The organism is Psychromonas arctica, from assembly GCF_036697365.1.
Lineage (GTDB): Bacteria > Pseudomonadota > Gammaproteobacteria > Enterobacterales > Psychromonadaceae > Psychromonas > Psychromonas arctica_A.
Window position 1 is genome coordinate 1 of sequence record NZ_JBAHZA010000011.1, and the last position, 16,953, is coordinate 16,953.

At 37.6% G+C, this 16,953-nt stretch carries 13 protein-coding genes, 2 rRNA genes and 1 pseudogene; 8 read left to right on the top strand and 8 right to left on the bottom strand.

Annotated features, from left to right (window positions below):
* Together V5290_RS12515 and rrf are read left to right on the top strand one after the other, a co-directional pair.
* A 23S ribosomal RNA gene (locus V5290_RS12515) occupies positions 1–126 on the top strand; the annotation flags it as partial.
* A gap of 148 nt (positions 127–274) precedes the next feature.
* Positions 275–390, top strand: a 5S ribosomal RNA gene (rrf, locus tag V5290_RS12520).
* 277 nt (positions 391–667) lie between these two features.
* On the opposite strand, the pseudogene V5290_RS12525 reads toward rrf, so the two are convergent.
* Both V5290_RS12525 and V5290_RS12530 read right to left on the bottom strand, forming a co-directional pair.
* A pseudogene (locus V5290_RS12525) lies at positions 668–1,638 on the bottom strand (IS630 family transposase).
* 498 nt (positions 1,639–2,136) lie between these two features.
* Positions 2,137–2,781 (bottom strand): TetR/AcrR family transcriptional regulator, encoded by a 645-nt coding sequence (locus V5290_RS12530; protein ID WP_333386216.1) that lies wholly within the window; start codon positions 2,779–2,781, stop codon positions 2,137–2,139.
* Positions 2,782–2,976: 195 nt separating this feature from the next.
* Between V5290_RS12530 and V5290_RS12535 the strand changes: the two genes are divergently transcribed.
* Genes V5290_RS12535 through V5290_RS12545 form a run of 3 tightly spaced genes read left to right on the top strand, consistent with a single transcriptional unit; the run spans position 2,977 to position 7,024 of the window.
* Entirely contained in the window at positions 2,977–4,434 is a 1,458-nt protein-coding gene (locus tag V5290_RS12535) for an efflux transporter outer membrane subunit (protein WP_333386219.1), read from the top strand.
* A complete protein-coding gene (locus V5290_RS12540) occupies positions 4,431–5,975 on the top strand; it encodes an MFS transporter (RefSeq protein WP_333386222.1) in 1,545 nt (514 codons plus the stop codon). The genes V5290_RS12535 and V5290_RS12540 overlap by 4 nt, the downstream gene beginning before the upstream one ends.
* Before the next feature lie 5 nt (positions 5,976–5,980).
* Positions 5,981–7,024 carry an HlyD family secretion protein gene (locus tag V5290_RS12545; RefSeq protein ID WP_333386225.1) on the top strand — a complete coding sequence of 348 codons (1,044 nt, stop codon included), beginning with the start codon at positions 5,981–5,983 and terminating at the stop codon, positions 7,022–7,024.
* A gap of 96 nt (positions 7,025–7,120) precedes the next feature.
* Here V5290_RS12545 and V5290_RS12550 read toward each other — a convergent pair whose 3' ends face one another.
* Entirely contained in the window at positions 7,121–8,008 is an 888-nt protein-coding gene (locus V5290_RS12550; protein ID WP_333386228.1) for a LysR family transcriptional regulator, read from the bottom strand.
* Positions 8,009–8,168: 160 nt separating this feature from the next.
* Here V5290_RS12550 and V5290_RS12555 point away from each other — a divergent pair, with 160 nt between their 5' ends.
* From V5290_RS12555 to V5290_RS12565, 3 genes are all read left to right on the top strand, one after another.
* Positions 8,169–8,846, top strand: coding sequence for a pirin family protein (locus V5290_RS12555; RefSeq protein ID WP_333386231.1), 678 nt, complete (start codon positions 8,169–8,171; stop codon positions 8,844–8,846).
* A 102-nt stretch (positions 8,847–8,948) separates the two neighbouring features.
* Positions 8,949–9,488 (top strand): NAD(P)H-dependent oxidoreductase, encoded by a 540-nt coding sequence (locus V5290_RS12560; protein WP_333386234.1) that lies wholly within the window; start codon positions 8,949–8,951, stop codon positions 9,486–9,488.
* 97 nt (positions 9,489–9,585) lie between these two features.
* Positions 9,586–10,209 (top strand): isochorismatase family protein, encoded by a 624-nt coding sequence (locus V5290_RS12565; protein ID WP_333386237.1) that lies wholly within the window; start codon positions 9,586–9,588, stop codon positions 10,207–10,209.
* 634 nt (positions 10,210–10,843) lie between these two features.
* On the opposite strand, the gene V5290_RS12570 is transcribed toward V5290_RS12565, so the two are convergent.
* The 5 genes from V5290_RS12570 to betI form a co-directional block, all read right to left on the bottom strand.
* Entirely contained in the window at positions 10,844–11,323 is a 480-nt protein-coding gene (locus V5290_RS12570; protein ID WP_333386240.1) for a MarR family winged helix-turn-helix transcriptional regulator, read from the bottom strand.
* Positions 11,324–11,622: 299 nt separating this feature from the next.
* The gene (locus V5290_RS12575) at positions 11,623–12,840 is read right to left on the bottom strand and encodes a BCCT family transporter (protein ID WP_333386243.1); all 1,218 of its coding nucleotides are present in this window, start codon (positions 12,838–12,840) and stop codon (positions 11,623–11,625) included.
* 256 nt (positions 12,841–13,096) lie between these two features.
* Positions 13,097–14,797 carry a choline dehydrogenase gene (betA, locus tag V5290_RS12580; protein WP_333386246.1) on the bottom strand — a complete coding sequence of 567 codons (1,701 nt, stop codon included), beginning with the start codon at positions 14,795–14,797 and terminating at the stop codon, positions 13,097–13,099.
* An 8-nt stretch (positions 14,798–14,805) separates the two neighbouring features.
* On the bottom strand, positions 14,806–16,272 hold the full coding sequence (gene betB, locus V5290_RS12585; protein WP_333386249.1) for a betaine-aldehyde dehydrogenase: 1,467 nt from the start codon (positions 16,270–16,272) through the stop codon (positions 14,806–14,808).
* Positions 16,272–16,868: a transcriptional regulator BetI gene (gene betI / locus V5290_RS12590; RefSeq protein WP_333386252.1), complete on the bottom strand. Its 597-nt coding sequence runs from the start codon at positions 16,866–16,868 to the stop codon at positions 16,272–16,274. Before betI ends, betB begins: the two co-directional genes overlap by 1 nt.
* Positions 16,869–16,953: the final 85 nt, after the last annotated feature.

Sequence of the window (16,953 nt, forward strand, 5' to 3'; positions counted from 1 at the left end):
TGAGTTCTCACTGGAACTTTAAGTTCCCTAAAGGGCCGTTGGAGACTACAACGTTGATAGGCAAGGTGTGTAAGTGCGGTAACGTATTGAGCTAACTTGTACTAATTACCCGTGAGGCTTAACCATACAACACCTAAGTAGTGTTGGTGTTTACCAAGATTGTCAAAGAAGACGTTAAAATATAAACGCTTGTGATAGCGTATTTACATATTTCTGATTGAATAGAACAACGAAAAAGAACATTAGAATGTCACTTTCCTAATTACAATTTATGCTTGGCGGCCATAGCGCTGTGGTACCACCTGATCCCATGCCGAACTCAGAAGTGAAACGCAGCTGCGCCGATGATAGTGTGGGGTCTCCCCATGTGAAAGTAGGTCATCGCCAAGCGCCTCATTAAACGAACCCTGTTGACTTACGTCGACAGGGTTTTTTTATTTCTGGAATTCGACGACATCTGAACCTAGCTATATTTACCCTTCCAGTGACGAAACATCTTTTAAGGGGCGCTGGCTTCAGCCTGCAGTGAGTTATGTTTTGAACTTTATTTTTATTTTGGTTTATTGCTTTATAAAAAACGATATAAAAATTAAAAGCCAACACAAAAATCTGCAGGCTGAAAAAATGAATCGCAGAGCTCTTCCGCTCATAATACCATTTCGTATAATTAGCTGATCAAACTCATCCAATCTCTAGTACACATTTTTATTACTCTTTGACTATTACTGATAAAGTCATTCCACGCTTTACATACTTCATCAACAATATTGTCATAGCCTTTAAAACTTCGGTTAGCTAGGTGATGTTGCCTTAACCAGCTCTACACTTGCTCTATTGGATTTAGTTCCGGTGAGTATGGTGGCAGTTTTATTATTGAAACGTTATCCAAGCGTGCATCAATATTATCAACATGCCAACCTCCACCATCCATAATAACAACGGCATGACTATTACTGACAGAGGCTTTGGATATCGGTAACAAATGTGTTTTCATTATCTGTTTATTAATAAATGGAACAACCATCGACTCACTAGCACCATTCGTTACACAGACTGAACCAAATAGGTATGCATACTCAAATTTTTGCTGCTTTACTGCCCTTGGCCGACTGCCTTTTTCTGCCCATAATCGTGTTGTTGTATTTTGTTGGTTAAATCTCGCTTCATCTTGAAGCCATATATCAACAGACACTAACGCAATATGCCTTGGGATCTTAAAGATCGTTTTTATTTGGAATTTTTTAAAATGCTGTTGAGCATCTTTATCCTGCTTAGGGTGTTTAGAGCGAGAGGTTATCCAAGAAAACCTTAATTTGTTCAGTAGGTAATAAATATAATCGGAGATGTTTTATTAAATTCACGCTCAATGTAAGCGTGTATATCAGCATCAATCAGTCTTCCGCCGTCATCGGTTTCAGCTTTTTCTTTAATAAATTCAGTAAGCTGTATTTTTTGCTTAGCGGATAGAAATGCTGGACGACCAGTACGAGGCTTTTCTTTTAACCCTTCGAGGCCTTCGCTTAGATAGATACTCACCCATTTATTAACGCTAGTTCGACTCACTTTAAGGAACTGAGCAATTTGGGTGCGTGAATGTCCATCTTGAAAATGGGCTAAAGCCAGTAAACGTATTTTCATTTGTAATGAAGTTTGTTTACGAGCAAGTACTTTAAAATCTGTCTTTTTGTATGCTCCATCTTGAGTCACTTTAATCGCAATAGATAACTCAATTAGATCATATTTTTACTTAGATTCGTATTAGATCACATTATTTAATGTAATTGGTATAACAAAACAAATACTATCGCTTCTACATGACTGTAAACTAATTGCAGCTTTTTCACCTTACATCTTTCCAGCGGCTCGAGACTCAACATTTCATGCTAATAGATCAAGTGCGAATATGACTTTAAAGCGTATGGATTATCAAGGTAAGTAAACAGCGCACTGGTTACGTGGTTTGTCTAGGATGGCACTTAGCGACCAAGGTTTAGCATATGAACCTTCTGAAGCGTGTTTATGGCACAAGGTCGGGAGCTTAGTAAGCCAATCTTATAATCATTCAACCAACCTAAATCAGCGAGTAGAAATAATGATGTGGTGGATTGACCATCTAGTACAACATTTTTATTATTTTTATGCATTATTTTTTTCAAAAGCTAATAAAAAAGAGTTAACGCTAACAACTACCCAACGATTTATCTCGTCTTTTGTTGGGGGCGTATTAGGGTGCATTAAATTAGATAGTTGCGGTTCACTCCTCACTAGATGAATAAATACTTTTGCTGCTTCACTTAGTGTTGTATCGGTCAAGGTTAATTCTTGTCTTTTCTTGGCATTACTTAATATCTCTGAAACGATTGAAATAATAGCCTGTGGCCCTTCATTATAAAAAGTATTGGCTAAAGACGGAAAACGAGTCCCTTCTGAAATAATAATTTTGTGTAGTGATAATGCTGTCGGTGACAGCACAACATTTAAATACTCATGTGCCATTGCTGTTAGGGTCTCTTTTAATTTTCCCGGACTAAATTGAATTTTTCTAATTTGTTTTGCGTAATTCTTGCATTCAGATTCAATCACGGCGATAAAGAGGGCTTCCTTATTTTTGTAGTGAGCGTACACAGTTGATTTAGATACTCCTGCTTTCTTTTGAATCATATCGGTGGTCGCATCACTAAATCCGTAGCTGAGAAATACTGTTCTTGCTGCATCTAATACAATATCTGCTTTTGACCTTGTATTGTAAGTTGGAGTTTGAATAGTATTTGAGGCTGACATAGATATCCTTGATTAGAAAGTTGACAATTTTAGTTTAATTAGTGTACCGTACCGTTCGGTTCGAAATCAAGCATTGAAATACATTTGGATTTAATTTCAGTTAATGAGGTTAGTCCATTTTTTTAACCACCAGCTGTACCGGTCGGTTCGGTACAGTTGGTGGTTTTGGTTATAATATTCTTTACAGGTAAATTTATGTCCTTTTATCACCTTATAAAACAGGTACTACAGCTCACAGGAAAAATGGTTTTATTCAGTGTTGCTCTATTATTACTTAGTGGTTGTAGCGTAGGCCCTGATTATTCTGAGCCTGATAATGAAGTAAAAATATCAAAGTGGTCTACGAGCTCTCTGCAACAAGCAGAAGACTTATTAATTGTATCAACACCAATAAAATCCGATTGGTGGACGTTATTTGAAGATCCTTTATTAACGTTATTGGAGAAAGAGTTAGAGAAAAAAAACTTAGATTTACAATTAGCCATGAGCCGTATTGCAGAAAGTAGAGCAATACTTGGGGTCACAGAGTCAAACCTATCACCCGAATTAAGTGTAGGGGGCAGTTACTCTCGTTATGGTCTAAGTGAAAATGGAAAATTTGCTGCATTAGGCGCACCTACTCGAGCTAACAATTTTTGGCAAGTTGGTTTTGATGCGAGTTGGGAGTTGGATTTGTGGGGGAAATTTGACCGAGAAAATGAAAGTGCAATGGCACAGTTAATTGCATCGCAGTATGGGCAACGTGGCGTTTATGTTGCTATTAGTGCTGAACTAGCACGAACTTATTTACAACTAAGAGGTGTACAAGCAGAGCTTGAGCTAACAAGAAATAATAGAGATATTGCCAAACATACCCTCGTACTGACTGAAAGCCGCGAACGTAACGGCGTTGGTACGCGTTTTGAAACATCAACATCTAAAGCACAATTAGCTTCAATTAAAGCGATGTTGCCACAGCTACAACAACGTCGTAATAAGTTAATGAATGCACTTGCTTTGTTGCTTGGAGAAAAACCACATGCACTTGATGATAGATTGAAAGGCGCTATACCATTACCGTCTTTGCCAAAAGAAATTCCAGTAGGCGTTCCTTCAGAGTTAGCACATCGTAGACCTGATATTTTAAAATCTGAGGCAGAGCTTCATGCGGCTACTGCTGATATTGGTGTGGCTAAAGCTAATTTTTATCCTCGTATTGCTATCAATGGACAAATAGGTGTCGATGCTTTTGAGTATCAAGATTTATCTAGTTGGAGTTCTCGATTCTTCTCTATTGGACCGACGGTATATCTACCTATATTTCAAGGTGGAGCGCTAACTAAAAAATTGAAACTAACTGAAATAAAACAAAAAAGTGCAGCAATTCTCTACCGTCAAACTGTTTTAAAGGCATGGCATGAAGTCGATAACGCGTTGACCTACACCGCCGCTCAGGTACAGAAAAATACAGAGTTAGTTGTCGCTTATGAGCAAAATAAAGAAGCATTTAATGTAGCTGAGCGTAACTTCCAAGAAGGTGTTGCAGATTACCTACAAGTACTGACGGCACAAAGAAATGTATTGGTGAGTGAAACCAAACTCAATATTAATAAAACACAATCAACACTTAGCTTAGTCAATTTATATAAAGCATTAGGTGGAGGTTGGAATTGAATCTACAAAAAAATCAACCTGCAAAAATGCCATTAAATTTACTTGTAGCATTACTTGGTATTTTAATTTCGGCGATTATGTCTGGATTAAATAGCCGAGTGGGTAGTCTAGGGTTAGCTGAAGTACGCGGTACATGGGGTCTCGCGATGGATGCTGCATCATGGCTTTCTACTTCTTATACTGTTGGTGAGTTGATCGCAATGCCTTTTGCAACTTGGTTTGCTATCACACTATCAGTACGTCGTTTTCATTTTTACATGGTGATGTGTAGTGCCGCGATTGCTCTGCTGCTTCCTTTTATTCAAGACCTTAACCTTATGATCGCATTGCGGTTTATCCAAGGTGTGAGCAGCGGGGCTTTGATCCCTATTTTAATGATGATGGCATTAAAAACACTACCACCTAGTATTCGTCTTCACGGATTAGCTTTATATGCACTAACCGCCACATTTGCTCCTAATCTTGCAATATGGCTCACAGGATATTGGACAGATAGTTTGCATGACTGGCGTTTAATTTATTGGCAGATTATTCCTATGTGTCTTATCTCGCTTATTTTAGTGGGAATGACTTTACCTAAAGAGAAAATTATAACTGCGCGATTTAAACAAGGGAATTGGTTTGGTATGGGCTTTGGAATGTCGTCTTTAATACTCATTGGGATTAGTCTTTCTCAAGGTGTGCGATTGGATTGGTTTAACTCTCCCCTTATTTGTATTTCGTTAGGAAGTGGCTTTGCTTTTCTTGGTGTGTACTTAATAAGTGAATGGTATCACCCAACGCCTTTTATAAAACTACAATTACTTTCTCGGCGTAATCTGTGGGTAGGCTCTATTATCTTTATGGCTTTGCTCACTATTTTATTGTCTGGCAGTTTATTGCCTTCTAGTTATCTTGGCATGATTCAAGGGTTTAAAGCACAGCAAATTGCCCCCATTGGACTTTATATTGCTTTACCACAATTAATACTAGGGTCAGTTGTTGCTATTTTTCTCTATCAAAAATGGGTCGATGCTAGAGTTGTATTATGCTTGGGGCTTACCTTAATTGCTGTAGCCTGTTTTTTAAGTGCACAATTAACTGGCCAATGGCATGTTCAGCAGTTTATTACTGCCACACTACTACAAGCACTTGGCCAGTCAATGACAGTGGTTCCGTTACTCTTTTTAATGACTAGCGTCGTTGAGCCGATGGAAGGACCTTACTTTTCAGGCACTATTAATGCTTTACGCGTTTTAGGCACATTATTTGGAAGTGCCGTTGTTGGGCAAATATTAGTAGCACGAGGACATTATCACTCTCAAATGTTGCTTGATAAAGCGATGCAAAATGAAAATTTACAGGCTATTCAAGTTATCAATATAGATCATATTATTGCCGAGCAAGCCCACATATTATCGGTTGCAGATACCTATCGTCTATTAGGTTGTTTCGCCATTGGTGTTATTTTTCTTGTTTGGCGAATGCTTTATATACCTGCGCCATCCCCCCAAATTGAGCCTACTGCTAATAACTTACAATCTAAACCTTTACACGGATAATTATCATGACTAAAACAAATAAACCTACATTATTAAAAATAATGTTGATCGCCTTATTACTGATTATTGCAGTCGGTATTATTATTTACTTTAATCAGCCAGAGTCTAAAGCTGCGCATCAAACAACAGATGATGCTTATGTACAGGCGGATATTACATTTGTTTCATCTCAGATATCAGGCACTTTGAATAAGATAATGGTTAAGGATAATCAAACAGTGAAAGCTGGCGAATTATTGGCGACGATTGATGGCCGAGACTTTACATTAGCAGTCGATATGGAAACATCGAAAGTGAATACTGCGAAAGCTAACGTAGCCGTATTGAAAGCAATGCTGATAAAACAGAAAAATGTGATTAAGACTGCGGACGTGCTACTTGATATCAGTAAAGCTGATGTTAAGTTTGCTAAGGATGATTTCACTCGATATGAAAATTTAGCTAAAGATGGTGCCTCGAGTATTCAGAAGTTGCAATATGCACGAAAACAATTGAATGTAAAAAAAGCAATTAATGAGAAAAATAAATTGTTATTAGATGAAGCAAAGTTAGAGCTTGATGTGCTTATTAGTGAAATTGATAAAGCGGATGCCCAGCTTAAGCTAGCAGAGTCTTCGTTAGCTTTAGCTGAATCAACGCTTTCATATACTCAGATAGTCGCAACGAGAGATGGTGTTATTGGCAAAAAAACAGCAAGAGAAGGTGCCTATATCACGTCTAACACGCCTTTATTTGCAATTGTTCCAATAGATAAGATTTATATTACTGCTAACTATCGCGAAACACAGTTGGCTAAAGTAACACCCGGCAATCCTGTGAAGATTGAAATTGACGCCTTTCCAGGTGAATTCTTAAACGGATACGTTGACAGCCTTGCTCCTGCGAGCGGCGTAAGTTATGCGGCTGTTGGCCCTCATAATGCAACAGGAAACTTTACAAAAATTGTGCAGAGATTACCTATTCGTATTCAATTATCAGCAGATCAACCATTGACTAAGAAATTAAGAGTTGGGATGTCAGTAACGACTGATATTAACGTCGAACAATAATCTTAATATGCATCCATCTAATAGCATAATGTGCTATTAGATAATTCATTGCCGTATATGTATATGGCTACTATGAAAGTAGTCATAGTTGATCAGTTACTCTTGCCTATAATCACGAAGTTTATCGATGAACCATCGTATTGCTCTACCTTTATTATTTTTTCTCCACCCCATAAATAAAGGAGTTAAGGCCGCTTCTTTTGTGATTGAAAGAGGAATTAAAGTGCCTGTTTTAAGATGATGAAGGATACGATGTGTGGGTAAAAAACCGATCCCTAGGCCTTTCACTTGAGCTGAAATCTTTTGTTCCATTGTCGCAACCCGTAATACGGTTTGTTTTTCGAATATTCTATGTGTCATAGAAGGTGATTTTTTTGAGGAGTCTTTGATCATAATTGAATGGAATGGCTTTGTATCTTCTTCTGACAGGGGAAGTTGAATTTGGCTTAAAGGGTGGTTTTTAGCGACAACAAATTGCCATTCAGCTACCCCAATTTTCTCAAATGCAATACCTTGAGTATTTATTTCTGGGGAAGGTCCACCGATAACTAAGTCAGCTCTATTTTCTACAATAGCTTCCCAGCTTCCAGCTAATACCTCTTCTATGATATTAACTTCCACACCTGTTTGTAATTGATAAAATGCTTCAACAACGTCGTATAACTTGTCGATATCATAAATGGTATCGATTGCTATAGTGATCTGTGACTCCCACCCGCTATCCACTTGCTTTGCCGTTTCTACAATATTTTGAGCGGCTTTTAATAACTCTCGACCTTGTTCGAGTAATACTTTACCCGCAGGTGTTAGCACAGATCTGCGACCTTCCCGTCGATAGATCATAATACCTAAATCTTCTTCTAATTTTTGTATGGTATATGTCACAGTTGAAGGAACACGATATAAAGCTGCTGCAGCTGCCGCAAAGCTGCCTTTTTTATCTATTGCATCTAATACTTCACAAGCTTCTAAAGATAGTCTCACTACTTCACCTCATCAATAAAATTGTTCAGTCTATTCGAACATACTTATCAGTATAACTCGATTTTAATTAACAAATATAAATATACAATAGTTTCATAGTTCGAAAAAATGAAATATTAAGCTATTTCATTATCAATTAATCGTTAAATAGGAAATGAAGATGCAGTTATTAAGTAAAGATTCATTACACCGAGGTGGTTTTGCAGGATTAAAAGAAACTCGCTTAATCGTTGATAACAAAATTGGCGGACAAAACAACACATGGAATGGGCTTGGTAATTTTATTTACTTAGCCGATGCTCAATTTCTACCTAATGGTCAAACAGGTATGCATCCGCATAAAGAATTAGATGTCATTTCAATTATGGTTGAAGGAAGTATAGAGCATAAAGGCTCTATGGAAAATGGCAAGGCAATGCATGCAGAACAAGTGCAAGCACAACGCGCTGGAGGGGAAGGTTTTGTTCATAATGAAATTAACCCTGAAAACAAAGAAAATAGAATGTTGCAATTATGGGTGTTACCTGAAGCTGCGGGTGAGCCTGCAAGCTACAAGTTTTATGATCTCAAAAAAGAACAAATGATAAGGGTTTACGGTGGTAATAAATCACAGAGCGAAACCTTGGATAGCCAAACTATTATTGAAGTAGGTTTGCTCAGCAAAAATACGACTATTACCCAGCAAGGTGAATTCATCGCTTACATCACAGGCGGTAAAGGCATTTTAAATGATGTTGAAGTAAAAGACGGTGATTTAGTACGTGACGTGAATTTAAATTTCACCGCATCTACCCAGCAAGTCTACTTAACCCTCATTTATTTAAATAAAGCTTTATAACGTCAATAGTCACAAGATATAGCCCTTTAACCCAACTTTAAATAAGACAGGTGTTGGTCCCAGTTAAGTGATTAACACCACTAATATATAGGAATTTAAAACATGAAAAAAATACTAACCATTTCAGCAAGTAACAGTGCAAATTCAATCAATAGAACGTTATTAGAGTTAGCATCGAGCAAAATTGAAGGGCATAACGTTGCAATGTTAGACATTCGAGATTATCCAATGCCATTTTTTAGTTTAGATAAAGAGGAAAGTGAAGGTCACCCTGAAGCAGCTAAAAAAATCCGAGCGTTATTTTCTGAATACGATGCCTTCATTATTGCTTCACCGGAGCACAATGGTGGTATGCCTGCAGAATTTAAAAACTTAATAGATTGGGTGTCTCGTTTAGGAGACTTACAGAACCCAATGTTTGCAACAAAAAAACCAGTATTGTTACTTAGTACTTCTCCAGGCCCTAATGGCGGTGCAACAAACCTCCAAACATTAACGCAGTTAATGCCATGGTGGGGTGCTGATATTAAAGGGTCATACAGCTTGGGGAGTTTTTATGACCATTTTGTAGATGGGGTTTTAAATACTGAGAAAGAGAAAGAGCTTACAAATTCAGTAACTGAGTTTATCGACTCGCTTTAATTAGCATCGCTATTATTCATACTTTAAAAATAGCTAGCTGTTCATTCTTGATCTCTTAAAAAAGAATACTTAAAACTTAAATGAAGGAAAAAGGAACATGACAACACAACATTATCCAAAAAATCGTTTCACACCAGAAAATAGTGCAATATTATTAGTCGATCATCAAACTGGTTTATTGCTTGGTGTTCAAGATTTAGATCAAGATATGGTGCGCCGCAATGCAGCAACTCTAGCTAGAACGGCTAAAATGTTTGATATGCCTGTTTTATTAACAACTTCAGCTGAAGATGGTCCAAATGGCCCATTAATTCCACAAGTCACAAATGAATTACCTAGTGTAAAAGTTATTCAGCGTACTGGCGAAATTGATGCTTTTGATTATGCTGAATTTGCTGATGCAGTACATGCAACTGGCCGTAAAAACCTTATCATAGCAGGGATATCGACGGATGTTTGCTTAACCTTTGCTGCATTAAGTGCAGTTGATCGTGGCTATAATGTTCATGCTGTTATTGACGCATCTGGGACATGGAACAACGCAGCTCAAGCAACTTCAATTGCGCGTATGTCAGCTGCTGGTGTGACAATGAATTCAACCGTTGGCGTAACAGCTGAACTTCAAAGAGACTGGAAGAACCCAACTGGAGAAGCACTTGCTACTCTATATGCAGACTTAGCTATTCCATTCTATCAAACTTTAATTGCGCTTCGTTCGTAACGAATACTGTTGAACTGTCTTTGTGTTATAAGCGACAGTTCACATTTTTGATTAGGTGGGGTAAAGGTATTTACCATGCTTTATTTCAGATAAATGGTGAGATTACACTTGTAATATTGCTTTGATTTAGAGCATAAGTTTATAACCGCTATAAAAACCTGTTTAACCAATACATAAAAATAAAATTGATATTATTTAATCTATATTCTTATAACTCAGTGTTTTATGCCGTTCAACTTAATCTAATCAAATAAGCATCGATACTTGTTGAAAAAAAATATTGAGAAGAGCATAGCTTAACAATAACTCGGTTTTTATTTAGCTTACTTTGGCTTAGTGAAATTGTATTTTTCAACAGCCTTTTACGCATTAAAGCGTTAAAAAAGCAGCTACAGTATTGATATTTTAATTAGCGTCTCATAGCGTAAGGCTTGGTAACTTCTCAAACTAGTCTTTTGGAAAGTTGGAAAATCGTGAATCTGGGCTTTGTCTTTACAATTGACTCTGCAGTACCTAAGGCCTCTTGTTCAATAGTAAAAAAGAAGTGGACTGTTACTTTAAAATAGATTTTGTGAAGATAAATTAAAGGTTGAGCTGGTACGCTCTACTCGGTAAAAAAGCCAAAATAAAACAATTAAGATTCATCACCTTGAATTTTACCTACCAATAATACGGGAGCTGCATCTAACTCAGTTGCATCCATCATCGACGCAATGCGCTCAACAGCAGAAAGTAATTGGCTTTGTTCCCATTCTTCTAAATTTTGATAGCGTTTTAGGAAATGCTCTTGTAATGGTTGTGGTGAGGAACTTAACACAGCTTTCCCGGCTTCACTAAGTGACAAATGGACTTTACGTTTGTCGGTTTTACTACGAGTTCTAATGATTAAGTCACGACTTTCCAGTCGATCTAAAATAGTCGTTACAGTCGCGGCACTGAGTGTAATTTCTTGAGCGATTTGTTTGGCAAGTGGCGCATCAAGCTGATCAATTTTTCGCATCACTAATAACTGAGGTCCAGTTAATCCAGATTCTTTATTTAGTTGACGAGAGTGCATACTGATAGCTCTGATCACTCTTCGTAATGAAATTAATAACTGCTCTTGCTTTTCCATAATGCTCACTCAATTTTTTGCGTAGCATAACAAAAATTAAATAAAGACTCATGCGCAAAATCATAAAAAAAGCAGAATAACTGGTGTCGTTATTCTGCTTTTTATTATTATACCAATCAGGACAATTAACTGATCTATTTTACTTGTTAAAATAACTTATTGCTTCGTTGTAATTTACGCAAATAGAATAATTATTTAGCTTAAATTACTCCTGAACTCAGCCATTTTCTCTGCGCAAAATTTAGAACACTTATTTAACGTAATTGGTATTACATCATGTGCTTCACTGAAGTAATGCGTTAATCCATTAATTCTATTTTAGTAAAGTCGATTTTATTCTCTTTAGGAGAGCGTTTAATATCGGCTACTTTACGGTAATGAGTTAATAGCATGTAACCAAAACAACCTAGTATTAAGCCGATTGCTAGTGCACCAACCCATTGAATTTGTAAGAAGTTTAATTTGAACAATAATGTTAAACCACTTAATAAAGCAATGTTACCAATGATATAAGGAACTTTACCAAAACGTTGTACCGTTAAGTTTAAGTTATCAGTGTATAGGCGTACTAGTGAATCTAATGAGTTAATCACAAACGTTATGCCAACAATAACCATAGCAAGGTTGTAGAAACCTGCTGTAGGGATACTATTTGCACTGTAGTAGTAAAGAACAGTAAACCAGATGGCGATTGGGATTGATGGGAAGATCATCATCGCACCTAATACTTGGTATGTTTTCATGCCACTAACAAAACGGGAAGTGAATTGACCAATCATGATGCTCCAAGCGAACCACCAGTAAAGATAAAACTCATGGTAATCATTTAGCGGTAATACAAAATGGTGCAAGTTTGCAAAATAGTCACCTAACAAGCCAAACGTCGTAAAGAATTCACCGACACTTGAATTATCAGATAAGAATGCGCCAGCCCACATTATAATAATCAACGCAAAAAATAACCAACTACTACCTAAACTCAAGATTCGAACGTAACGAATACTTGTACTTGAATAAACGGCAGTTGCAATTGCTAGGAATACGATTAAATAGAAACTACCGACAATCGTTTCACCATCACCTATGCCTGGTAAATACCAAGGTAGGTTGGTCAATAGTAAATAAGCTGTAAAAGCACAGGTTCCGATAATTACTACATTGTTGATAAATTTAATCAGCGGTACTTCGAAGAACTTCACTCTTGGTTCAATGACACAAAAGTAAAAACAAGTTACAAAGTAAAATGCCCAAATTAAGAAAGCCCAGAAACCAAATTCAATAGATAAAGGGTTGGTGAAGCCATATTCAGGGCTCGTTGCTAAATCAGCATAACCAGCAAACTCGGTAAGCGGGAACATGATCAGACCAACATCTAAACCCGATGTAAATAAGATCGCGATGAAAGTGAATTTGCGTACTGGTGTTACACCGATACATTGCATATTACCCCAGCGATATAGGATAAAAGCAATTGCTGCAAATACAAATAAAATACCAGTAGATAGCCAAAGAGTCATTATTTGGCCTCCCAATGGTTGGTGTTGATAAACATATATAATTCCTTGTTTTATGTTTTAAAACACTACGCCATTATTTTTAAGACAATCTTGCCCTCAAACCTTAAGTATCGTGTAGTAAACGATATTTAAACCCTGAAAAATAACGTAGTTTATAAAGCCATTTTGTGTTGATAAGGCTGGCTTATTACCTACTTTAAACGGTGCAAAGCTCCTCAGAGCAATGCGCCATTATGCTTATGACAACTACTTGTCATTAATTAGTTTGTCGTTTCGGTGCAGCAAAGCGTTGAGTGTTTTGCCAATCTTCAGCAATAGCGACATTTGATAGGTTAGGATCCAGCATTTTTTTCCCTAAGATAATATCTGCCGCTCGCTCCGCTACCATGATAGTTGGTGAGTTTAAGTTGCCATTAGGGATGGTAGGAAAGATAGATGAATCAACAACGCGTAGCGCATCAATGCCGTGCACTTTCGTTTCTGAGTTAACTACTGCCATATCATCTTCACCCATTTTGCACGAACAAGAAGGATGGTAAGCACTTTCTACTGAGCTTCTTACAAACTCATCAATCTCTTGGTCTGTTTGTATCGCTAAACCGGGTTGAATTTCTTCACCTCGATACTCATCTAAAGCTGGTTGATTAATAATTTCACGTGTTAATCGAACACAAGCTCTGAAGCCTTCAATATCATCTTGGTGTGCTAAGTAATTAAATTGAATTTCAGGGGCGGTCATCGGGTCATTTGAAACGATTTTTACTGAACCGCGGCTTTTTGGTTTGTTATGACCAATATGTACTTGGAAGCCATGTCCTGAAAAAGCTTCTTTCCCATCATAACGCATTGCAGCTGGGAGGAAGTGATATTGTAGATCTGGCCACTCTATACTTTTTTTAGAGCGAATAAATCCACATGATTCAAAATGGTTAGTTGCACCTAATCCAGACTTATTGAGGATCCATCGTGTACCTATCAATAATTTATTCAATGGATCAAGTTTACCGTTTAGTGAAATTGGCTTGAGACATTTGAATTGAAAGTAAAATTCAAGATGATCCTGTAAATTTTCACCGACACCAGGTAATTCATGATGTTGTTCAATACCCGCTGCTTTAAGCGTTTCAGCCTTACCAATACCCGATAATTGCAGTAAATGAGGTGAGCCAATAGAGCCTGCGCTTAGTAATACTTCTTTGTTAGATAAAACATCAATGACTTTATCTTTAACTTGATAACGTACACCCACTGCTTTTTTATTTTCTAACAGTACTTTGTGCACCAAAGCGTGTGTAACAACGGTTAGATTGTTGCGCTTCATAGCTGGACGTAAATAAGCATTTGCAGTAGACCAACGAACACCGTTTTTAACCGTCATGTGCATAGGGCCAAAGCCTTCTTGCTGCTCTGCATTATAGTCTTCAGTTGCTAAGTAACCTGCATCAACACCCGCATTAACAAAAGCTTGGTATAGAGGGTTTTGCATGTTGTTACCATTGTTAACAGCAAGAGGACCATTATTACCTCGGTATTCATTACCACCAAATGCCCATGTTTCTGCTTTTTTAAAGTAAGGCAAACAATGAGCATAATCCCAATTATTAGCACCTGCTTGTTGCCATTCATCAAAGTCACGGGCATGCCCACGTACATAAACCATACCGTTGATTGATGATGATCCACCTAATACTTTACCGCGAGGGCAATGCATACGACGGTTGTTTAAAAAAGGCTCTGGTTGTGTTTCAAATTGCCATGCATACTTTTTAGTATTCATTGGGATGGACAGTGCTGTTGGCATTTGAATGAATATACTTTTATCGCTACCACCAGTCTCTAACAACAACACTTTGTTGTTAGTATCTTCTGAGAGACGGTTTGCTAGTACACAACCTGCACTACCAGCACCAACGATAATATAATCGTATTCAGCTTTGTTATTTAAATTTGAAGTCATCATATTCCTTAAAATGGGCTTTCTAATGTTTGCATACCAACGTAGACAGCTTTAATTTGAGTATATGCTTTGAGTGTTTCACTGCCATTTTCACGACCAATACCAGACATTTTGTATCCACCTACTGGCATTTCAGAAGGTGAAGCTCCGTAAGCATTAATCCAACAAATACCAGCTTGTATTTGATGGATTACACGATGAGCGCGAGTGATGTCTTGTGTGAATACGGCTGCTGCCAACCCTAAATGTGTGTCATTGGCACGTTCAACTACTTCCTCTTCTTCTGAGAAAGTTAATACCGACATAACAGGGCCAAAAATTTCTTCTTTTACAATCGTCATCTGATCATCACAATCAGTGAATACTGTGGGTGCAACAAAAAAACCATTAGGAGCGTTACTTGGTTGTAATGCGTTCCCACCAGTTAATAAAGTTGCTCCCTCTTTTTTACCTATTTCAATGTAATCCAATACTTTTTGCTGATGATCTTTAGAAATCAAAGCGCCAAAGTTAGTATCAGGATGCATTGGATCGCCACAAATAATGTTTTTCTCGATGCGAGATTTTAGGCGTTCAATAAACGCTGGGTAGATATCTTTTTGAACGAAAACACGTGTACCGTTAGTACATATTTCACCTTGGGTATAGAAGTTACCCAACATTGCTGCAGAAACAGCATTATCGATATCTGCATCATTAAATATGATTAAAGGTGATTTACCACCTAGTTCCATAGTCACTTCTTTTAATGAAGTTGCTGCTGAACTCATCACTTTCTTACCAGTACCTACTTCACCGGTGAAAGAAACTTTCGCAATATCTGGGTCATTAGTTAACCATGCACCAACACGGCCATCGCCTTGAACAACATTGAACACACCATCTGGCACACCAGCTTCAGTGAAAACTTCAGCTAAACGCATTGCACCACGTGGCGTTTCTTCTGATGGTTTAAAAATCATCGCATTACCGCAGGCTAAAGCTGGTGCAGCTTTCCAACATGCTATTTGTATTGGGTAGTTCCAAGCACCAATACCCGCACAAATACCAAGTGGTTCACGACGGGTATAGTAAAAGTCATCACCAACAGGTTGTTGGTTACCTTCAATACTTGGGGCAAGCCCGGCAAAAAATTCAATTGAATCTGCACCTGTGACAACGTCAACCTCAGATGCTTCTTGCCATGGTTTACCTGTATCTAGTACTTCACCTTCAGCTAGCTCATCATTACGTTCACGTAATAAAGCAACCGCTTTAAGCAAAATGCGGCTACGTTCCATTGGTGTCATTGCTGACCAAACGGCGAAACCTTTCTTAGCACTTTCAATTGCCGCTTTTTGTACTGCTTCAGTGGCAGTTTCAACAAGGTAACTGACTTCGCCAGTTGCTGGGTTAATTACTTCAAAGGTTTCACCGCTGTCGTTAGCAATGTATTGACCATGAATATAATTTTGATAAACGTTTAATGATGACATTATTTCTCTCCGTACTGTTTAAGCACAGTATGTATAAAGGCTTTAGATAAAATTTGGGCTTGTTTGAATTTTTCTTCTGGAGAAGCACTTAATGCGCTTCGCAACCAAAAGCCATCAATAATTGCCGCAGTTTGTTTTGCTGCATCAATTGCTGCGCTTTTGGGCAATAATTTTTTAAAAGGGTAAAGCAAGTTACTGTATAAACGCTTGCTGTTGATATGTTGTAGCCTAGCTAAGCCTGGGTCGTGCATTGCTTGTGACCAAAAGCTCAACCAAGTTTTAGTTGCTGCGTTAGAGCGTTGTAATTCTGTAAAGTTTGCGTCAACAACAACCTGTAAACGGGTTTCAGCTGATAAGGGTTGATTATCTATCTTAGCTAATAAAGCTTGTTTTAATTGATCGATTAAATACCTAAGAGTGGCTTCGATTAACCCTTGTTTCCCGCCAAAGTAATGGCTGATGATGCCTGAAGACATACCTGCAATAGCGCTAATTGTATTGATCGTTGTGTGTTGTAACCCATAACGTTCAACTGAAATTAATGTGGCATCAATAAGCTCTTGTTGTCGAACTTCTTTCATTGGAGGCCTTGCCATTACTTAAATCCTTTTTAATGCAAATCTCAAAAAAATAGATTGATTGAACAATCAATTAATATACTAATGATTAGAGCACTAACTA